Source organism: Alteromonas sp. BZK5 (assembly GCF_014349115.1).
GTDB lineage: Bacteria > Pseudomonadota > Gammaproteobacteria > Enterobacterales > Alteromonadaceae > Alteromonas > Alteromonas macleodii.
The window spans coordinates 1-20,832 of the sequence record NZ_JACSOE010000051.1; the positions used below are offsets into that span (position 1 = coordinate 1).

The 20,832-nt window shown below is 43.7% G+C and carries 19 protein-coding genes and 1 tRNA gene; 11 read left to right on the top strand and 9 right to left on the bottom strand.

Annotation, left to right across the window (positions count from 1 at the left end):
* Positions 1 to 300 precede the first annotated feature (300 nt).
* Together BIZ39_RS14300 and BIZ39_RS14305 are read left to right on the top strand one after the other, a co-directional pair.
* Positions 301 to 1,287 carry a helix-turn-helix transcriptional regulator gene (locus BIZ39_RS14300; RefSeq protein WP_187447301.1) on the top strand — a complete coding sequence of 329 codons (987 nt, stop codon included), beginning with the start codon at positions 301 to 303 and terminating at the stop codon, positions 1,285 to 1,287.
* 308 nt (positions 1,288 to 1,595) lie between these two features.
* Positions 1,596 to 3,230 (top strand): IS1634 family transposase, encoded by a 1,635-nt coding sequence (locus BIZ39_RS14305; protein WP_187447302.1) that lies wholly within the window; start codon positions 1,596 to 1,598, stop codon positions 3,228 to 3,230.
* A 428-nt stretch (positions 3,231 to 3,658) separates the two neighbouring features.
* Here BIZ39_RS14305 and BIZ39_RS14310 read toward each other — a convergent pair.
* The 3 genes from BIZ39_RS14310 to BIZ39_RS14320 all read right to left on the bottom strand — a co-directional run bounded on the left by BIZ39_RS14310 (position 3,659) and on the right by BIZ39_RS14320 (position 5,595).
* Positions 3,659 to 3,735, bottom strand: a tRNA-Val gene (locus BIZ39_RS14310).
* A gap of 158 nt (positions 3,736 to 3,893) precedes the next feature.
* A complete protein-coding gene (locus BIZ39_RS14315; protein WP_069944069.1) occupies positions 3,894 to 4,970 on the bottom strand; it encodes a patatin-like phospholipase family protein in 1,077 nt (358 codons plus the stop codon).
* A 196-nt stretch (positions 4,971 to 5,166) separates the two neighbouring features.
* On the bottom strand, positions 5,167 to 5,595 hold the full coding sequence (locus tag BIZ39_RS14320) for a MarR family winged helix-turn-helix transcriptional regulator (protein ID WP_014976177.1): 429 nt from the start codon (positions 5,593 to 5,595) through the stop codon (positions 5,167 to 5,169).
* A 397-nt stretch (positions 5,596 to 5,992) separates the two neighbouring features.
* Here BIZ39_RS14320 and hmgA point away from each other — a divergent pair, with 397 nt between their 5' ends.
* Positions 5,993 to 7,288 carry a homogentisate 1,2-dioxygenase gene (gene hmgA, locus BIZ39_RS14325; protein ID WP_187447303.1) on the top strand — a complete coding sequence of 432 codons (1,296 nt, stop codon included), beginning with the start codon at positions 5,993 to 5,995 and terminating at the stop codon, positions 7,286 to 7,288.
* 292 nt (positions 7,289 to 7,580) lie between these two features.
* Complete coding sequence (hppD, locus tag BIZ39_RS14330; protein WP_014949049.1) at positions 7,581 to 8,654, top strand: 4-hydroxyphenylpyruvate dioxygenase; 1,074 nt, start codon at positions 7,581 to 7,583, stop codon at positions 8,652 to 8,654.
* 37 nt (positions 8,655 to 8,691) lie between these two features.
* Here the strand turns inward: hppD and BIZ39_RS14335 are convergent, their stop codons facing one another.
* On the bottom strand, positions 8,692 to 9,048 hold the full coding sequence (locus BIZ39_RS14335; RefSeq protein ID WP_168463479.1) for a VOC family protein: 357 nt from the start codon (positions 9,046 to 9,048) through the stop codon (positions 8,692 to 8,694).
* A gap of 630 nt (positions 9,049 to 9,678) precedes the next feature.
* Between BIZ39_RS14335 and BIZ39_RS14340 the strand changes: the two genes are divergently transcribed.
* The 7 genes from BIZ39_RS14340 (at position 9,679) to BIZ39_RS14370 (ending at position 14,678) form a co-directional block, all read left to right on the top strand.
* Entirely contained in the window at positions 9,679 to 10,068 is a 390-nt protein-coding gene (locus BIZ39_RS14340; RefSeq protein WP_014949047.1) for an ACT domain-containing protein, read from the top strand.
* A gap of 4 nt (positions 10,069 to 10,072) precedes the next feature.
* The gene (locus BIZ39_RS14345) at positions 10,073 to 10,573 is read left to right on the top strand and encodes a PTS glucose transporter subunit IIA (RefSeq protein WP_187447304.1); all 501 of its coding nucleotides are present in this window, start codon (positions 10,073 to 10,075) and stop codon (positions 10,571 to 10,573) included.
* Positions 10,574 to 10,830: 257 nt separating this feature from the next.
* Positions 10,831 to 11,178, top strand: a complete 348-nt coding sequence (locus tag BIZ39_RS14350) for an ArsC family reductase (protein WP_014949045.1) — start codon at positions 10,831 to 10,833, stop codon at positions 11,176 to 11,178.
* Positions 11,172 to 12,308, top strand: coding sequence for a succinyl-diaminopimelate desuccinylase (gene dapE / locus BIZ39_RS14355; protein ID WP_187447305.1), 1,137 nt, complete (start codon positions 11,172 to 11,174; stop codon positions 12,306 to 12,308). Before BIZ39_RS14350 ends, dapE begins: the two co-directional genes overlap by 7 nt.
* A 9-nt stretch (positions 12,309 to 12,317) precedes the next feature.
* On the top strand, positions 12,318 to 13,004 hold the full coding sequence (locus BIZ39_RS14360) for a M15 family metallopeptidase (protein ID WP_187447306.1): 687 nt from the start codon (positions 12,318 to 12,320) through the stop codon (positions 13,002 to 13,004).
* 14 nt (positions 13,005 to 13,018) lie between these two features.
* Positions 13,019 to 13,228, top strand: a complete 210-nt coding sequence (locus tag BIZ39_RS14365) for a DUF2897 family protein (RefSeq protein ID WP_061094716.1) — start codon at positions 13,019 to 13,021, stop codon at positions 13,226 to 13,228.
* Positions 13,229 to 13,418: 190 nt separating this feature from the next.
* Positions 13,419 to 14,678: a dicarboxylate/amino acid:cation symporter gene (locus BIZ39_RS14370; RefSeq protein WP_081099354.1), complete on the top strand. Its 1,260-nt coding sequence runs from the start codon at positions 13,419 to 13,421 to the stop codon at positions 14,676 to 14,678.
* A 74-nt stretch (positions 14,679 to 14,752) separates the two neighbouring features.
* Here the strand turns inward: BIZ39_RS14370 and BIZ39_RS14375 are convergent, their stop codons facing one another.
* From BIZ39_RS14375 to BIZ39_RS14395, 5 genes are all read right to left on the bottom strand, one after another.
* Positions 14,753 to 17,170 carry an alpha/beta hydrolase family protein gene (locus tag BIZ39_RS14375; protein ID WP_187447307.1) on the bottom strand — a complete coding sequence of 806 codons (2,418 nt, stop codon included), beginning with the start codon at positions 17,168 to 17,170 and terminating at the stop codon, positions 14,753 to 14,755.
* A gap of 139 nt (positions 17,171 to 17,309) precedes the next feature.
* Positions 17,310 to 17,636 carry a heavy metal-binding domain-containing protein gene (locus tag BIZ39_RS14380; RefSeq protein WP_014949040.1) on the bottom strand — a complete coding sequence of 109 codons (327 nt, stop codon included), beginning with the start codon at positions 17,634 to 17,636 and terminating at the stop codon, positions 17,310 to 17,312.
* Positions 17,637 to 17,692: 56 nt separating this feature from the next.
* Entirely contained in the window at positions 17,693 to 18,103 is a 411-nt protein-coding gene (locus BIZ39_RS14385; RefSeq protein ID WP_049588975.1) for an HIT domain-containing protein, read from the bottom strand.
* Positions 18,096 to 19,127 carry a succinylglutamate desuccinylase gene (gene astE / locus BIZ39_RS14390; RefSeq protein WP_187447308.1) on the bottom strand — a complete coding sequence of 344 codons (1,032 nt, stop codon included), beginning with the start codon at positions 19,125 to 19,127 and terminating at the stop codon, positions 18,096 to 18,098. The genes BIZ39_RS14385 and astE overlap by 8 nt, the downstream gene beginning before the upstream one ends.
* A gap of 145 nt (positions 19,128 to 19,272) precedes the next feature.
* Positions 19,273 to 20,577 (bottom strand): putative bifunctional diguanylate cyclase/phosphodiesterase, encoded by a 1,305-nt coding sequence (locus BIZ39_RS14395; RefSeq protein WP_049588977.1) that lies wholly within the window; start codon positions 20,575 to 20,577, stop codon positions 19,273 to 19,275.
* Between the last annotated feature and the right edge of the window lie 255 nt (positions 20,578 to 20,832).

Genomic DNA, 20,832 nt, shown 5'->3' on the forward strand with positions numbered 1-20,832 from the left:
AGATGTTAAGGCGACAGCCAAGATCTATCTGAAATCCGGGAATAACCCGGAATAAGGCCGAAATCAGGCCTAAAACGGCAGTATATTTGCCGAAATTGAAATTTTAGCGTTCAAAAATTAGACGGTAAGTGCAAAGGCTGGTTCAAGAACTAAATTGCAGGACTTATTCGCAGTTTCCTTAAAGTAAATTCATAAAACCATTATATTGCGACAAAATAAGTCGCCAGTTAAAGTGAAGCAATGACTTATTTTGTCGCAATAGTCATTTGTTGTGTGCAGAAAGCAATTTAAGAATTAATTATGCCAGCAAGAAAAGTGAAATCGTTAACTAGAACTCTAGCCATGCTTAAGTGTATTCCTGTCGCGCCTAAGTTCTTAACTACTAATCAAATACACAGACATTTGTTAAGTATCGATCCTGATGTCAGTCTAAGAACTGTCCAACGTGATTTAATTGAGTTATCGGATATTATGGGCTTAACTTTTGGAGAGTCACCAGAAGGTTACAAATGGTCTTTTGCTTTTGATTCTCCCAACCAGTTCATTCCAGCAATTTCTAGGGAGGAAGCGCTATCTTTAAAACTGGTGAAGGAACACCTTAAGCTATACTTGCCTAGTCACGTCTATAACCGTCTGACAGCGCTATTCAAGAAGTCAGACGACGTTTTAAAAAAATCATCAGAGACAAAAGATTGGCTTAATTTAGTGCAACCAATGCCACAGGCGTTATCGTTTAAGCCGACGAATGTAAAACAAGAGTTTATTGATAGCATTTATCAAGGTCTGTTAACAAAATCTTGGCTGAAAATTCAATATGATACGAAGAACAAAACCTATAAGATAAAACCATTAGGTGTGATAATTCGTGATTCAAAGCTTGTTTTGGTTTGTCAGTATGACGGCTTTGATAATATGCGAAACCTATTAGTGCATAGATTGAAATCTGTAGAAATATTAAGTCAAACATATCAGTCTGACTTCTCTTTAAAAGCCTATATTGCCAACCAAGCCGCTGGCGTTTTACTGAAACAAGAAAAGATTGAATTAACGTTTGAAGCTAAAGGCTACGTCAAAAATTTATTAAACGATAGCGAACTCAATGAAAGTCAGGAAGTATCCTTGTTATCCGATGGCTGGGTTTCGGTTAAAGTCTCTGTGCCACACACCGTCGAGCTAGAAAATTGGATACTTAGCCAATTGCATGAAATACGATTACTAGGCCCTGACTTCATAAAACAACGCGTACTGGACAAAGCGAAACAAGGGTTAGAGCTAAATAATATCTAAGTGTCATATTTTATCGTTTCGATACTCTACTATTTTACCGTTATTAGAGCGTTTTGGTCTTTGCAAATTAAAAGGTCAACACCATGAAAATTAATATAATTCTTTTCGCCAAAACCAACCAATACCGAAGTCAAAATGCAGAGACTTGTCCAAGGAATTCGGTGATTGGAGTGCTATATTTAGGCGATTCAATCTCTGGTCAAATGTAGCTGTACTTGCAACCGTCATTCCGCACCTAATTAACTGATTTATTTTTCTTGACACCGATCCCCCATTTTGATCTATTACTCATCTTTGGGTGCAGCAAAATGGCTATTTCTACTTCCTCCCTATCAGGGTTAACTATCAAACGCATGGACCATCTTGGTTTAGTATCCGGTATGTGTCGGGAGCTTGGTATCGCTAAGATGATTGACGCGGTTATCCCAAAAAACAATGAGCATAAGGTGACTCATGGAGAAGCCTTTGTCGCCATGCTTCTCAATGGTTTGGGTTTTCACAGTCGCACCCTACACATGTTTGCAGATTTTTTCGCTGACAAGCCCACTGAACGCCTGATTGGTCCGGGTGTACAGGCCAAGCACCTGAATGATGATGTACTTGGTCGGTGTCTTGATGCCCTCTATGAAGCAGACGTGTCGTCGCTATATCAAGTCATGGCTGAGCGAGTGGTCGACACGCTGGGGTTAGCCAGTAACGCTGTGCACCTTGATATCACCAGTTTTCATGTCGATGGTGAATACGCTGTTGATGAACAAGATGGCGAGACTAAACGCATTGAACTGGTTAAAGGGTACAGCCGGGACCACCGGCCAGAATTAAACCAGGTGATACTGGAGCTGATTTGTGAAAATCAAGCCGGTATCCCTGTCTATATGCAGGCTTTAAGTGGCAATACGAATGACCAGAAAGCTTTTGCAGAAGTGACCCGTCACCATATTCAGTGTTTAAAGGCCGCACAACAATGCCGATATTTTGTTGCCGATGCGGCGCTTTATACCGAAGAATCTATCACTGCCCTGGCAACACAGAACCAATTGTTTATCTCACGAGTCCCCATGACCATCAAAGACGCCAGGCAGCACGTAAGCAACGTGACGGAAGCCAGTCTCACTGCCATGGGTAACGGTTACCACGGTTGTTGGGTGGATGCAGACTATGCCGGAGTGAAACAGAAATGGTTGATTCTGCGCAGTGAGCAGGCGACTAAACGGGAGCAGCAGACGCTGGCCCGCAATTTACTTAAAAGCAGTGAAAAAGAGCACAAGCAATTTATTAAATTGTGTAAGCAACGCTTTGCCTGCCAGACCGATGCCGAGACGGCAATGAAAGTCTTTAGCAAGACGTTAAAAACAACCCGCATCAGTGAGTTTGACTGTATAGCCCACCCCGTGTTCTTAGGTAAAGGTCGCCCCAAAAAAGGACAACAGCCAGCATACTATGAATACCAACTCGATGGGCTGATAGCCACCTGTTTGGATAAAGTTGGAATAGCTCAGGCGCAAACTGGGATGTTTATCCTCGCAACCAATGATTGTAGCGGGGAACTCAGTATGCAGACATTGTTAGATACCTACAAATCCCAGCAACATGTTGAGCGGGGATTTCGTTTTCTCAAAAGTCCGGAATTCCTGACATCCTCACTGTTTCTAAAGAAACCGGAAAGGATTGAAGCGCTGCTCATGGTGATGACGTGCAGTCTGATGATATACGCCGCCCTTGAACACCGGATCCGAACGTCATTAAAAGAAAGACAACAATACTTCCCTGACATGAAAAAGAAACCGTCCCAGAAGCCAACGGCACGATGGGTATTTCTGTGTTTTAGTGGGATCCACGAAGTCAGTATTGGTGACTCTCCCCCCGTAATCACAGACAAACAGGAGCGCCAGCAGGTGATCATAGATGTACTTGGCACATTATACCAAGAGATTTATTCCTGAATTTGATGCGGAATGTCGGTTGCAAACTTGTCTAAATCCTTTAGCCAAGAAAGTGACACGTTATTGCAGTTTATTGAAGCTTCTATTTAAAAAAATGGCATTGCATTATTTGTTGTGTGGTTGTGCGAAACAGAATGGAAAATATTCTAGAGTTACTTTGTTTATTACAAAATGCCGTAAGAGGAAATCTCAATTTCTTCAACGATAAATAACAAGGGGTGGAAACAAAATTTGGTCACGAGTGGTCACGAATTGTGACCACTCGTGACCATCCTGACAAAATTCATCTATTCTCAAAGGAAAAAATAAAGGGAGGCGGAAGCTTTGAAAAAACTGCATAGAACTAATTAATCTATTGCCATCAATGACTTAATAGAATGAAAAATTTTTAAAATGGCAATTAATGTAGTTTTCAGGATAAAAATTAATGGTGCGTCTACCCTGATTCGAACAGGGGACCTCTACCATGTCAAGGTAGCGCTCTAACCAACTGAGCTATAGACGCATATAGAATTTTGTTGCACCTGATAGGTGGGCGAATGCCAAGCAACGGCGCGTATAATACTTAGCACGAGCGTTGCCTGCAAGGAAAACTTATCAAATGACGATTCAAGTGACTAATTTGACAGCAATTAGCCACTTTCTTCAACAATTTCGATTAACTTAAATCATTTTAAATGGAAGCGGCTTGATAGCGTCCACTAAGGAGCCATCGTTAACAGCACGCATAAAATATTCACCCAACCTGTCGGTTTCTTTCAATACTGTTTGCCAATACTGGATGCGCGTTTTTGCATCGAGTACTTCAAAATCTTTCCTATCGGGGATTTTGCTATAAGGCAAATTAGCAACAAACGATGCAGAAGGCACAAGCATTACAACGTTATCGTAGCTTGAACGATGAGGCACTCTGCCCTTCAAGCCCTTGTCGAACCAGCCTGGAATGGGCTTGTCATAAAAATGAGGGTATAACACTAAGCCATCATCTGGTCCGAAGGACAAGTCGAAATGGTAGTCAATAATACCGCCATCTCGATACATTCCGGCTGGCGCACCTTCAATTTGCTGTACGCCCTCAATTACCACAGGAATAGAACCAGACGCTAGCAGCGCGGTATGAATATTTCCACGCGTTAATGCATGGTACTGAGTAGGCAGTTGATACGGGTCGTTTATCGCAAACTCCGTACCCGGCGTTGAGAACACATAGCGCTTGTATAAACGAGAAAGGTGTCGTCGGTTCACTGTATTGGCCGCTGCACTCATAGCCAAGCCTGAAAGTTGCCTAAACTTACTTTCAAAACGAGTAGCACCTAAACATTTAGCAACGATCAGGTGCGCTTTAAAGCGGGAGTTAGACAGCACTTCTTGTTTACCTGCTTCATTCACCATTTCTTTCAGCAGGTCTTCAGCTTTAGCCGTAATTTCTCTAGGCGTAGGCTTATCACTGCTATAGGTCGTTGTTGAATAAGAAGAGGCTAGACGATTTATGGCTGCTAGGGGATCATTTTGAACAGCGCAAATGGTACGAAACGCACCTGCTGAAGAGCCAATCACATGAATTTGATGCTTAACGTTGGCAAACCACTCAGGGAACAGTACGCGATCTAGACCAGCCAAAGAAAACCATTTCGGGCCGCCAGATGCCCCCAGAAAATAGCTAAATAACTCAGGCGTAAATCCGTTTTTCATTATGGATTCACGTGCTTTTTTACCTGCGTATATTTCTAAGGGTGCCACTCAATGTCCTCGCTGTACGCCGAATAGAAGCGCTTGATAAATATTTAGGGGGTAGCAAGCCATGACCAATAAATCCAATAACTTCCCCATTTAATTAGTTTCGGGGGAATTTAACAGTTAAAGGCGCGAAAGTAACCTTTATAGCAATGCCCTCACATCTGCTCAGACCAGACTTTTCAACGACTTCACCCGAATCTTAAGGCGTTAGTGCATCTATCACTTTTACAAATATTCGATACTCATCTTCAGTGATATTTTCCAAACGCTTATTTTGCCAAGCCACAATTTTAGGCAACAGCGCCCGATAGATTCGTTCTCCTTCCACTGACAATGAAATTAATGTGGCCCGTTTATCTCGCTTGCTCACACGCTTAACGATAGCATCTCGCTTAACCAATCGCTCCAGCGCTCGCGAAACCTGCACTTTATCTAGTCGCGTTGCAATAGCGATTTCTTTTGCCGTTAGCAGTGATTTTGGCGAGCTTTCATTTCGGCCGCCTAATGTGGCTAAGATTCGCCACTCTGGTTTAGTAAGTTTATATTCTGCATATTCTTTTGAGAGCGATTCACTTAAATCGCTCGCAAGCATGGCTACCTTGTAGGCAAGCATATCTTCTAGCTGCATGTTTTAAGCCCTTATCACCGTATTACTCTTGCTATTTTTACTTCTGTGACCGCCCTCAAAGCCATGGTTGTTTTTCATTTACCTTAGGCGTTACTTATACCCACAGTGTCGCTACCATCGGTCGAGCGTTCAGGCGCGTTCAACATTAACCCAGGTAACTTTCACAGCTAATATCGTGCATTAAAAAACACGCAATACGTGTAACCTTGTAATGGCCCTCAAATAAAAGGTGTAAAGCTAGCGTACCAAATGACGTTGGCTCCATTCCCTCTACTCGCCCACGGCCATTGATTTACATTTCATTTACCTCTAGCCTAAACCACATAGTTTCATTTGTAACTACTTTATTTAGCATTCATCTGTACAGCCACATCGATGGCCGCCTGTGGGAGGGTTTATGGATAATTTGTCGTATTTAACGGGTTTTAACAACGAGCACGAGACAGAGGCACTGCCGGGTGCCCTTCCTAAAGGCCAGTTCAGCCCACAAAAAGTGAATTATAAGCTTTACGCTGAACAGTTTAGCAGTACAGCATTTACTGCCCCACGAGCAGAAAACCGCCGCAGCTGGACCTATCGTTTACGCCCCTCTATTGCCATGGGCGACTTTGAAAAAATTGATAACGGCCTGGTAAAAACAGCACCTGAGTCTGATGTCCATTGCCCTCCGAATGTACTTAGGTGGGATCCTGTTCCCTTACCAGACAAAGACGTTGATTTTGTAGACTCGCTTGTAACCATCGCCACTAACGGTGACGCTAAAGCCCAAGTAGGTATGGGCATTCACTGCTACAGTGCAAGTGCTAATATGCAAAATCGTGTTTTCTACTCATCAGACGGAGAAATGCTTATTGTCCCCCAACTAGGTGACATGCTGATCACCACCGAGTTTGGTAGGCTCAACTTGTCTGTAGGCGAAATAGCCGTTATTCCTCGTGGCGTTCGTTTTTCGGTTAACCCTATTAATGGGCCAATTCGCGGATATTTATGCGAAAACTACGGTCATCCTTTTGTGCTGCCAGAGCGCGGCCCGGTAGGCGCGAATGGCTACGCGAACCAGCGTGATTTTTGCTATCCCACGGCCTGGTTTGAAGATAATGAGACGCCTCACACTTTAGTAAACAAGTTCTGTGGAAATTTGTTCGAAGCAAAACTCGATCACTCTCCCTTTGATGTGGTGGCTTGGGTAGGTAACTCTGCCCCTTATAAATATGATTTGTCCCGTTTCAACGTTATGAACACCGTAAGTTTTGACCACCCGGATCCGTCGATATTTACCGTGCTTACCTCACCATCTGAGCTGGAAGGTACGGCGAACGTTGACTTCGTTATTTTCCCTCCAAGGTGGATGGTTGCTGAAAATACTTTTCGCCCACCGTATTACCACAGAAATATTATGAGCGAGTTTATGGGGCTAATTGAGGGGATGTACGACGCCAAAGAACACGGTTTTGTGCCCGGCGGCATGAGCCTTCACAACTGTATGACTCCCCATGGCCCAGAAGCTGAAGTATTTGAAAAAGCCTCGAACGCCGAGCTTTCACCACAGCGCTATGAAAACACGCTGGCGTTTATGTTTGAATCTCGCTATGCCATTACGCCAACGGAGTTCGCTTTAAACAGTGATATTCGTCAACGAAATTATTTGGCGTGCTGGAAAGGCCTTAAAAAGTACTACGATGGTGAAAAATAAGCGCCCTGGGATTTGTAACGTTACACGTACCGATACCTAAACAAGCAATTGTACTGATTTTTGAACACTACCGACAAGCATCACCTTTGCTTAATAGCATTTATTTTCAACAAGTTAGGGAAAGTTAGCTTTCCCTAACTCAGCATCTCACTCACGGGTGAAAACAAAACGTTACAGCTTTGCTTTCCATGCCCAAAATCCTTGAACTCGACACCTATTGCTTGCTTTTTCACTGCGCCCTTACAATCAGGTAACAATTATAAAATGTGATTTACGTTGAGGATGTATCGCTATGGCTGATTTGTTTGAAAACCCTATTGGTTTAGACGGGTTTGAATTTTTAGAGTTCACTGCGCCTAAAAAGGGCATGTTGGAACCCATTTTTGAAGCTATGGGCTTTACCCTTGTTGCTCGCCACAAATCAAAAGACGTGGAATTATGGCGACAAGGCGACATCAATTTATTAAGTAACTACGAAAAAAAATGTCATGCAGCCTATTATGCCGAAGAACACGGTCCATCAGCGTGTGGTATGGCATTCCGCGTTAAAGATTCACAGCACGCATATAAAGAAGTGCTTGCCCGCGGTGCTCAGCCTATGGATACCCATACCGGTCCAATGGAACTGAAACTTCCTGCTATTAAAGGTATTGGCGGTGCGATGCTTTACCTTATAGACCGTTATGAAGGCGAAAATACCATTTACGACATCGACTTCAATTGGATTGAAGGCGTTGATCGCCATCCTGAAGGATGTGGCTTCCATACGCTCGATCACCTCACCCATAATGTGTACCGCGGCCGCATGAATTTCTGGGCAGGGTTCTACGAAAAGCTATTCAACTTTAAAGAAATTCGCTATTTCGATATTAAAGGTGAATACACGGGTCTATTATCGAAAGCAATGACGGCGCCAGACGGTAAAATTCGCATACCGCTAAATGAAGAGGCGGTTGGCGGTGGTGGCCAAATTGAAGAGTTCTTAATGAAGTACAATGGTGAAGGTATTCAGCATATCGCTTTCGCTTGTGACGACCTAGTGGCGTGTTTAGATAAGCTTAAAGCGAAAGGTATGAAGTTTATGACGCCTCCACCAAACACTTACTACGATATGCTTGAAGAACGTCTTCCTGGGCACGGCGAAAACGTAGATGAGCTACAAAAGCGCGGTATTCTATTGGACGGCACAACGGAAAATGGTGAGCCTCGCCTACTGCTTCAGATATTTTCTGAAACCGTTTTCGGCCCAGTGTTCTTTGAATTTATCCAACGCAAACAAGACGAAGGTTTCGGCGAGGGTAACTTCAAGGCACTATTTGAGTCGATTGAACGCGATCAGGTAAATCGCGGCGTACTAAACAAGTAAGTAGATAGCTAACGCAATACTAGGGCAGCAAGTCTCATCACTTGCTGCCTTTTTCATAAAGCGCGCACGCAGCGCCGCTTGGGTCAATAATGACACAAAAGCTGTCTTTGCCGTGATGACGTATATCACCCGCCTGTTTTCCACCTTTGGAAGTAACTTCTTTCAACGCGGCATCTAGATTTTCTACGGTAAAGTAATTAATCCATCCGCTTGGGTACTGCGCGTTTACACCCTGCTTATGACAAATGCCGCCCACAGGTGTGCCGTCGGCCTTCATCATGACATAATCATTGTAGCCACCCATATCTATGCGGACTGGTATTTCAGCTTCATAAAAGCTGACAAGTTCGTCTGCGTTTTCTACCGTAATATCGCACCATGAAGAATCTGACATTGTCTCTCCCTCTGTTTTTTGTTTAGGGCTGTTGTTTTGTTAGGGCTCTTATGGTTGAGGCATTTTTTCTAGTCAGCGCTTTTGTTCTGGTTAGAGATCAAATACCCAGTAAGCTACATAACTGATAAGCGCAATGCCCCATTGCTTCAATAAGCAAAACCCAAGACTAAATTAACCACTAACAGTAGTACCTTACTGAATATTTGTTAACTAATAGATCATTTTAGTGTACTGATGTTTTAAAGGTAAAAAGGCTAGAGTCTATTGACCTTTGCTGTACATCAAAGATCAACATGGCAAAAAGAGTTCGATCATTTGAATCTCGCGTTTTAGTAATACGCAAATTTCTGAAAAAAGCCATGGTTGTCAAGCTAAGAAATTGCAAAATTACAAAACATTTTTTATTTTAGTTGTAGACATGGCCTGTGGAAAATGCTTGTGAAATTGAGAATGTTATCCACTGAACATTGTTTGTACAGTTTATTTATTCCTTTAAATACATATGCTTACAACAAAGCCCCAAACTACTCAACAAACTTATCCACAGATTAAGTGGATAACACGTAGCACTTAATCACAGTTAGTGGTTTAATGTGAATATCTTCGAAGTTATCTTTTTTTCGGTTTCTCATGCCCAAACAAACACTTTTAGTCAGAGAATCTTTGTTTACCATTCACAGCTTGGATCCTGAAACCAATATCCCCGCATCTGTACTTAATAGCCCTCTTTTTTTCTTAGGTAAAACAGAAGATGAACTATCTATTGTTGTGCCTGACTCGGTAGACGTACCGTCACTAGATAGTGATGAAGGTTGGCGTGCACTTGAACTGTTAGGGCCTTTGCACTTGTCCATGGTAGGGATCATGGCCCAAATTGGCCAAGTGTTAGCATCAGCAAAAGTGGCCATATTTGTGGTATCAACCTTCGACACTGACTTCTTTTTAGTAAAAGACAATAAACTAAAAGATGCCATTAGTGCGCTTAAGAAAGCTGGCTATTCGGTAAGTGAGGACGTTTAATACCGTGAATGCTAAGCAACTACAATACGCACCAGACAGTTTTACCAAGCAGTTTGTAACTTTAAGCCCGTTTTCAGGGCAAGTGGTTTCACTCTCACACGTTGACGATCCCTATTATAAAAGTGGCCTTATGGGGCCTGGTGCAGCAATAAGCTCAACGTCAAATATTGTCGTATCGCCTTTCGCTGGTAAAGTATTGAGCGTTTCCCCGCTAGATTACGCTATCGACATACAGTCTAGCGCGGGCCTTAAATGCAAGATTAAATATGGTGGCGATACTAGTCATTTGCATGGTGCACAATTCGCCTGTTCTTTGAAGCGGGGCGATGAAATAAGACTTAAACAAGTACTTTTTACCGTGAATGCTGCATGGCTAAAGCAGCGCGGTGTTAGCAATACCTGTTCAATGACGTTGCTTAATGCAAATGCGCTTATCGGCTTGGTGCCTACGCATCAAAAGTTTGTCGAAGCGGGCGAAGATACGTTGTTGACACTTTATCTCTAGGGCCTGTTGACCTAATTGTAAAACAGGCTTTCAGCCCTGAATGATTTACTATTAAAAATCATCGCAAGTGAGTTTATCAACGTATCAACAGCTTGTATGATGGAGCACATTGAAAAACAAAAATGTACAGGCGCACTGTTTTCGGGCTATTGCGGTTTTCTATTTTCTCTAGCTCTTCGAAACAGCGCCACATAATGGCACTGTTCTAACCAGCGTCTTTCATTTACAAACAACAAAGTAGTACGGAATAAATCACCATGAGCACAATCCTTTATGGGATCCCAAACTGTGACACCATTAAAAAAGCAAAAAAATGGTTAGCAGACAACGATATCGCTTTCACATTTCACGATTACCGCAAGGACGGGATAGATAACGACTTTCTTGTACGAGCCGAGTCTGAGCTTGGCTGGGAAGCAATGCTCAACAAACGCGGCACGACCTTTCGCCAGCTAGAAGAGCAAGAGAAAGCGAATCTAGATAAAGATAAAGCACTGGCCCTGCTAGAGCTTCATCCTGCCATGGTTAAACGCCCTATCCTTGTTCATGACAACGCGTTTTATATTGGCTTCAAACCCGCGCAGTATGAGGAAATATTTTGCTAAACGACTCTGTTATTGAAATTGCGAAAGAATTAATAAACCGCCGTTCTGTAACGCCAGAAGACGCAGGTTGCCAAGAAGCCATGGGCGAGTTTTTAGGTGCTTTAGGGTTTAATAATGAAACCATGGTATTTGAAGACACGACGAACCTTTGGTCTCGCAGAGGTAAAGAAGGCCCGGTATTTTGTTTCGCAGGCCACACTGATGTAGTGCCTAGTGGCCCTGAGTCAGCATGGAAAACACCGCCATTTACCGCGACAGAAGTTGACGGCTATCTACATGGGCGCGGCGCAGCTGACATGAAAGGCAGTCTTGCCGCTATGCTAGTAGCCACCCGCGATTTTGTGAACAAATACCCTGATCACAAGGGAAGTATTGCCTACCTTATTACTAGCGACGAAGAAGGCCCTTTTATAAACGGTACCACCCGCGTTATTGATACCCTTGAAGCCCGCAATGAAAAAATTGATTGGTGTATTGTTGGCGAACCCTCTTCAACCGATGAAGTAGGCGATATTGTTAAGAATGGCCGTAGAGGTTCATTAACGGGTGATTTGATAGTAAAAGGTATCCAAGGCCATGTCGCCTACCCTCATTTAGCTAAAAACCCTGTTCATAGTGCAATGGCAGCCCTTGACGAGCTAGCTAAATCTCATTGGGATAACGGGAACGATTTTTTTCCTCCCACCAGCTTCCAGATATCAAACATTCACGCGGGTACAGGTGCGGGCAATGTGATCCCGGGCGAGATGCACGTTTGCTTCAACTTCCGTTTTTCAACGGAAGTAACCGACCAAATTCTCATTGAGAGAGTCACGGCAATTTTGGAAGCCCACGAACTGGAGTACGAGATTAAATGGACGTTTAACGGTCAACCCTTTTTGACCGATACGGGTGCCCTGTTAGAAGCCACTCAAGGTGCAATAGCGGCGGTTAAAGGAACACCTACCGTGCTGTCTACTGCTGGCGGTACATCAGATGGTCGCTTTATCGCGCCAACAGGCGCACAAGTGATAGAGCTAGGCCCGGTGAATGCCACTATTCACAAAATTGACGAGTGCGTGAAAATGTCTGACCTTGAACAGCTTGCTGATATGTACTTCGGTATCTTAGAACGCTTGCTGGCTCAATAGCCGCTATTGATGGTTATGAATCAAGTGCCAGAAAAAGCGTGGTTAGGCCAGCACAACGACTATCTCGTTGATGCTGGCAACGGCCATAGACTGCATCGCGACGTGATATCGCCGTTTCTTGCCATGCAAGATGCTGCGCAAAAAGACGGTATAGACTTACAGTTGGTCAGTAGCTTTCGAGATTTCGACAGGCAAACTGCTATTTTTAACCGCAAATGGGCAGGTCAAGCACAGCTTCTTGATACCAACGGTGATGAACTGCCATTCGAGGCACTAAGCGATAATGAAAAGCTTCATGCTATTTTGACATGGTCAGCACTTCCCGGCGGCAGTCGCCACCACTGGGGCACTGACATCGACGTGTACGACAGAGCTGCCGTGCATAACTGGGGGGGCAAGTTTAATCTTGTCGAACGCGAATACCTTTCTGGCGGACCGTGCCATGCCCTTTCATGTTGGCTAGCTGACAATATGGAACAGTTTGGCTTTTATCGCCCTTTTTCGGTTAATACGGGTGGCGTCGCAGTAGAGCCATGGCATTTAAGCTTTCGAAACACAGCGTGTGCTTTCGAAAATGCCAGGCACTTAGATGGCTTTACGAAAGCCATCGAACAAAGCGATATAGAAGGCAAAACATGTATTTTGCCACAGCTACCTAGCTTGTATAATCGCTATGTATTGAACAAAGGGCTGTAGCCTACGGAATTTTTATGAGTACTACCTGGGTCATCATCATTATTGTTTTAGTATTGGGCGTTGTGATTGGGAATATCACGCTGCTTAAATACAGTGCTAGATTTAAATTTCCGACACCTTCTAAACCTTATGATGATAGTGACGACGATTCAAACAAGGACAGTGAAAGCACGAGTACATCCCTTAAAGACCAAGATAAAGACAGCAACACCCCTATGAAATAACCCTATTCTGATAGCGTCAATCGCGGCATTTTAATCGAAGCCTAAGTAAAGCTTTTATAATTCGAGGCTTTTATAATTAGAAGCTTTTACCCATTGTTTATGCCGACGCGGGCACTTGAGTATTAGGGCTCTCAATTATTCATTCACAAATCACTTTTCACATTTAAACACACTCTAAGAGGTTCTAGACGTGTCTAAAAAACAATCCTTACTGGGCAATATCGGCGTACAAGTTGTCATTGCTATGATTATTGGCACCGCTGTTGGCGCCTTTATGGGTGAAAGCGCTGAAATGTTCGCTCCACTAGGTGCCATATTTATCAATTTAATTAAAATGCTGGTCATTCCACTGGTGGCAGTAGCGCTTATCTCTGGCGCTGCGGGGCTTGGCAACAGCACTAATGCAGGAAAAGTGGGGCTAACTACCCTTGCTTATTTTGCGTTAACGTCAGCACTTGCCGTAACACTGGCCCTCATTATGGGTGAAGTGTTTAAGCCAGGAATAGGTATCGACGTTTCTGCGGTAGAAGGTATGTTCTCTGGTGAATACGCTTCTAAAGGTGAGCTACCTTCATTTTGGGCTACCGTTACGGGTATGATCCCCACCAACGTATTTGCCTCGTTAACCAACGCGAACATTCTTCAAATTCTTGTGTTTTGCTTGTTCTTTGGCCTCGCCCTTTCTAAACAACCTAAAAAGAACCGCGAGCCTATTTTAAATGGCGTGAACACTATCGTTGATGCCATGGTGTGGATGATCAACTGTGTGATGAAAATCGCGCCAATCGGCGTCTTTGGTTTAATGGCAGAGGCAGTAGGAACATTTGGTTTCGCCGCGCTCATGGTGGTATTCAAACTCTTCTTGGTGTTTACTGCGGCGATTTTAGTGTTTGGTTTTGTGGTTTACCCGCTTTTGGTACAGCTATTTACAAAAACGTCGGCTAAATCATTTCTCGTCGCCATGAAAAAGCCTCAGGCGGTAGCTCTTTCGACTGCGTCATCCATGGCGACACTGCCGGTCACTATGAATACAGTAGAGAATGAGCTAGGTGTAAGAAACGCAACGGCATCTTTTGTACTGCCGTTAGGCGCCACCATCAACATGAGCGGAAATGCCATTTATTATGGCTTGGTAGCGGTGTTTTTTGCGCAGCTTTTCAATATAGATTTATCAATGGGTGCATATGTTGCCATCATCCTAACGTCTACCCTTGGCGCCGTAGGCCAAGCGGGTGTACCTGGGCCATCATTCTTAGTCGTTGCCGTGTTACTTGCTGCCGGCATTCCCATTGAAGGTTTACCTCTGTTATTTGCCTTGGACAGAATTTTCGACATGATCCGTACTGCGCTAAATATTACGGGTGATGCAGCATGCGCGGTGATCGTAGATACGATTTCCATCGATGCTGATGCTGTTGAAGAGCAGCCAATAGAAAATACGGCCAAATAGAACTGCGCTTTATAGCAAAAGAAAAAGGTGGCATTTGCCACCTTTTTAGTCTTGTTAGCAACTCGAACAACACGCTACTTTGATTGTGTAGCGCCCTTGTTTTTCACATACTTTTCAAGCCACTGATCTTGTTCCCAAAGCGTGTGCAAAACACTTTCCTTGGCACGATATCCATGACTCTCCTTAGGCAACATAACTAAACGTGTCACCGCACCTAAGCCTTTAAGCGCGTTAAAATAACGCTCACTTTGCATTGGGTATGTACCGGAATTATTATCAGCCTCACCATGAATAAGTAAAAGCGGGGTCTTCATTTTTTCAGCATGCATAAATGGCGACATGGTGTAATACACCTCTGGTGCATCCCAGTAATGGCGCTCCTCCGACTGAAAACCAAATGGTGTGAGTGTGCGGTTGTAAGCACCAGAACGTGCAATTCCTGCGGCAAATAAGTCAGAGTGCGACAACAGGTTTGCCACCATAAACGCACCATAACTATGCCCGCCCACTGCAACACGCGCTGGGTCAATAATTCCTTTTTGGTCAAGTGCATCTATCGCCGCTTTTGCATTAGCAACGAGCTGAGGCCTGAAGGTATCATTTGGCTCTTCATCACCCTCTCCTACGATAGGGAATGAAGCATCGTCCAATACTACGTAGCCCTTGGTAACCCAATAAATAGGTGAACCGTACCACGGGTAAATGAATCGATTGGGGTTTTGCGTGTTTTGACCTGCGCTTGACTTGTCCTTAAATTCTTCTGGATAAGCCCATAAGATCATAGGGTAGCGCTTGCCTTGCTCATAGTTTGTTGGCAAATACAAAGTGCCCGTTAAGTCCAACCCATCGTTACGCTTGTACGTAATCACTTCTTTTTTTACGTTTTGAATGCTTTCAAACGGGTTTTCAAAGTGTGTTAATTGCGTCAACGTGTTGTTTTTTAAATTGCGGAAATAGTAATTAGGGTAGTCACGCTTAGACTCAATTCTTACCAACAAGCGATCGTTTTTAATATTGAAATCACGCAAGTCCTCAAATTTGTCTGTGTACGCGCTTTTATATACGCGCGATGTTTCAAGGGTTTCTAAATCTAACTTATCCAAGAATGGGAACTGTCCTTCAGGTGTAAACCCATCCCCTAACAAAAACGCATTATTTCCTTCTACTGCTAGCACATCTTTAAAATAGCCATTTTTACGGGTAACAAAGTTGCCAGGGTCGCTGTATTTATCTTGATAGCTTCGATTTGAAATAATCTGCGCAGACTGACTTTGGTCTGGACTAAACAAGTACGTTTTAATATTGCGCGTATTCCACCAATAATCCATGGCGATGGCAACGCTATCGTCATTCCAAATGAAGCGGTAGAACCTGTCTTCTGTTTTAAGAATTTGCTCAGCTTCACCGTTAAACGGTGCTTCCAGCTGCATAAGTTTATCGCGGTGCGTCACCTCGACTTCTGGGTCGCCCCCATCAAGCGCTTCGGCATACACAATCGTGTTGGGTTTGTCGTTGCGCCATTGAACATCGCGAGGCCCCGTTCGAACAGCCATAAAACCTTGTGGTAGGTCTTCAATAAGCGGAACGTCAACAAGTGTTTTAGCTAACGTTCCATTTTTACTATACAAGCTAATAGTGTGAGGGAAGCGACGGTAGGTCACTAAATAAGAAAACGGCGGCTTGTATTCCTCTACCATCACGTAGTCGCCTGCGGGAGAAACGCTTACATCGCCATACATACCAGATGCAAGCCAAGGAGATGCCTTGCCTTTTAACGGCACTTTATAAATCTCTGAACGGGCTAATTGCTCAAAATTAAACTCATCATTTTTATTTTTAAGCAAATCTTGATACGTGCGATTTTGTGCTTTTTTACCATCACTCACTGAAATCGTGGGTCCGGTAGGCACCGCCACGCTGGTGTCGATTAAGTTTTTTCTATCTTTGGGTACGACTTTTACCAGAAGGGAACTGCTATCTGCATTCCAATTTAAGGTATCGCCCATATTCGCGTTTATGGGTTTATCGAAGAGCTTTCTAGCTTCAGCCGCTTCGATATCAAGCACCCAAAGCTCTACGCCCATTTTTGCTGTATGGGTAAATGCCATATAGCGTTGATTAGGTGACCAAGTAAAATTGGTTAAACGCGGCGTTTCAGGCATGCCTTTAATAGTCAGGCTATCTTTACTACCTACCCGCTGCACCTGAAGATCGTTGTAATACGTTACGCGGCTTCCAATGTTAGTAGTAGGGTCAATTCTTAGTCCAGCTAAGCGAAGCTCTTCTTTCGATAAGTCTTCTATAGATTTATAGTTGTCGCGAAACAACAGCAGCATATTCTGCTGTGCATCGTCTACTAGTGTGGTAGGAGCTAGCGTAACGTCTACTAAATCGAGTATTTCTTTTGACGGCTTTTGGTATTGCAGTGCGTCTTGCGCAAATAGCTGACAGGAGCATGCAACGAGTAGGAAACACATCCATTTTCTTAGCATTAAATATCCTTAGTTAGATTTTTGAGGGTATATAGAAACAGGAAAACGAGGTTTCGCCGTAGTTGTAAATAACTGGCAAAAAACCTCGCTTCGATTCATTAGATAGTTGCATACCTTAAGGTGTGCGAGCTTTTTGATTTTATAAAGGGGTCGTTTTAACCGCAGTACCGCTAATGCTCACCATAAGCATACTGCCTTTATCGCCAATCACTTGATAGTCTAAGTCGATGCCAACCACAGCATTTGCGCCCATGCTTCTCGCCTCGTGCTCAAGCTCAGTAAAGGCGAGCTTACGTGCGGTGGTTAACTCTTCTTCATACGACCCAGAACGACCACCCACGATGTCGCGAATAGAAGCGAAAAGATCTTTAAATACGTTTGCGCCCATCACGGCCTCGCCCACAACAATACCGTAATAAGCTTCAATTTTATGCCCTTCAAGCGTTGGGGTAGTTGAAACTATCATGCATAACTCCTTTTAATGTGAACTGTTTATTTGTTGCTATTAAGGGCGTGCACCCTCTAGCTGTTGTCTTCAAACCATTGCTTAACAGACTTAACAAGCGCCTGAGCATCGTTTGTGTTATATGCCACTGCTGGCTGGTTGCCCCACACGGGGTTTGGCCACGCACAATCATTTTCAAAACGTGCGACGTGATGAACGTGAAGCTGCCTTACCACATTGCCTAGTGCTGCCACATTAAGTTTTAGCGGTGAAAACACGGCCTGCATGGCTTTTGATGCCAATGCAGACTCTTTGAGTAAAGTAATCTGATCTTCTTCTGACAAGTCGATAATTTCCGCTATATCATTTTTCATTGGTACTAAAATGAGCCACGGAAACTGACTATCATTCATCAACAGTACACGACACAGCGAAAGATCACAGACAAAAAATGTATCATTGTGTAAACGGCTATCAAGTTTAAACATCTAGCTTTTCCAACGTAGTAGGCACAACGGTTAACAAGGCACGTTGTCCAATGGCCACTTTTGCATTCGGGAAAACTATAGCTTCACCATCTTGCTCAGCTACGTACTCTTTACCCGTTTCTGATGCCAGTACAGTGCCCTTAGGGTAGTCAGTGAAGTTGGGAGTATCGTCATCGAAATGAAGCGTAAACTGTTCTTCGTTTCGGTTTATAACTTGGTTAACGCGATAGATATCCAACTCATTCATATCGACGGTTGGCGCGTATTCGGTTTGAGTAATTAGCTGCGTTATCGCTTGTTTCGCATCTTCAAATCGACGCATATCGTTTTGCCCAAATGGACGCACTTTGCCAAGTTCAACCGTAAACGCGTGCGCGTTGTATTGATATGACGAGAAATAGCTAAAGGTGGTTGTCGAGCTTTCCGACAGCAATATGGTTTTCACACCACACGCTGCGAGAAATGCCAGCTGCCCTTTGCTGTGTATTCTGTCATGAAGATAAGGATATACCGCAAACTTTTCATTTTTAGAGGCGCGTATTGCAGTGTGTAGGTCGTAGTGATATCGGGTGCCCTCACCCGCTTTGAAGAAAGACGCCACAGCATCTTCGAGCTGTTTAGCACGAACGCGCTCTGCGTTCACTAAACCTTCGCCCTTAGAGTGTGCACCGCTAAACAAGCGGTTCATGTTCTCTTCAACGAAACGCTCTGCAATATCCATCGCGGTCAGGTTGCCAAATAAGAACAAAACATCATGTGCCAGCGTTATGTTCCCTGTAAGGATCCCCTTAACCAAATCATCACAGATTTCGATAGGTGCGGTTTCATTACCGTGCACACCACACGATAAAACAATGCGTTTGTTAGGCTTAGAGGTTGGCTGAACTGAAAAACTAATAATGCCAGGTGCGGTAATATCGACGAGCGTACCATTAGCTAATGTAAATTGATGAGAGCGTTCAAATAATGCGGAATTACGGCGAGAAAGTGTTAAAAACTGGCCGCTTTCTATAAGTTCTTGCATAAGTGTGAGCTTTGTCTACGTTGTCTAATCTCGAATGCTTCCAGTGTACCCAGACAGGCCTTCAAAATCACGTTATCTCACTGTTTAATTCCCAGTAGCTGTAAGGATTGAACAACGCAACTACAGATTGCCGCACTTTCAAATACTAGGCTTGAGCGCGTCTAGGCGAGTTGCCGATAATTATCTCTTGTTGGGTAAGCTGTACGAAATCATCGAATGGAATGGCGCGAGAGAATAGGTATCCCTGCCCTTGTGTAACCCCTATTTCTCTGAGTATGTGAAGCTGCTCTACGGTTTCTATGCCCTCGGCTACTACACAGCACTCTTTTGCATGCCCTATCACTTTCGCCGCTTCGATAATGGCGCGATTAACAGGGTGAGCTTCAAGTTCCATCACAAAGGACTTATCGATTTTCAGCGCATCCAAATCCAGATCTCGAATATAAGCAAGATTTGAATACCCTTTACCAAAATCATCTACAGAAATAGATACGCCTAAGCTTCGCAGCTCATCTAACTGCTTTTTCACCATTAATGAATTAGACAGTGCCACGTCCTCGGTGAGCTCCAACTCGATTAACGAAAGCGGCATTGAATACGTACGACTCAGCATCGTCAGTGTTGGGACTAACTGGTTGTCGTATAACTGTGTGGGAGAAATATTCACAGACAGCATTAAAGACCGCTTCATTAGGTCCAATTCCGAGAGCGCCCTAAAGGCTTGCTCAAGCGTCCAGTAGCCCAGTTCGCTCATCATATTATACGACTCGGCCGCTTCGATTAGCGGGCCTGGAAATAAGACGCCATCAAGAGGGTGATTCCAGCGAAGTAAGCACTCAGCCCCCACGACTTCTAACGTTGTCAGATCGACTTTTGGTTGATAGTAAAGCTCGAGTTCATTTTGTGCTAATGCACGTTTTAAATCTGCTTTTAGCGCCAAACTTCTGCCCGTGTCGGTTTTGTCTAACTTAGTCAACGCGAAGTAATTTTCGTATTTGTTTTCTTTTGCTTGTTTTAAAGCCGCTTCTGCTCGGGAAACAAAGGAAGTGATATCAAAGTCATTCTTAATACTGCACACCACACCTACGTTAAAGTCTGCAATAAAAGCCGTACCATCATAATGCATAGGCGTTTTGAAATGCTCGACTAAGCGTTCGAACATTTGTCGCATTACGGTTTCATTACTTTCATTAGGAAAAACGATGCCAAAAACATCACCGCTGATACGCCCAATTGATACCGATTGCCCAAAGAGAAGTTGAATGCGGTTGGCTATTTCAAGTAAAAAGCGATCGCCTACATGAATGCCCAGACTGGTTGTTACATCAGAAAAACGTACTACATCGACCAGCATCAATGAAATAGAAGCACTGCGAGACGCTTGCTTCGAAATGCTATCGATAAACGCATAGCGATTGGGAATGGTTGCCAGTGATGTGTGTTGGCTCATGATGTTTTCCTTGAGCTTTACGCTTCGAGGTACTAAAAACAACTAGTTATATAAAACCATGGCGCTACGAAAGGCGCAACGACAGTAACGTATTATTTTGCATACCGTCTTATACTTTTGTACAACATTAGCCTAATTATGGACAAAAAACATGGCTGTAGTACTTATTTCTGGTGACGTTAAGAACAAACTGTGCCGTATTTTGAACCCGATACGAAACAATGAAGAAGTATTTAGAGGGTAATAAAAAACCCG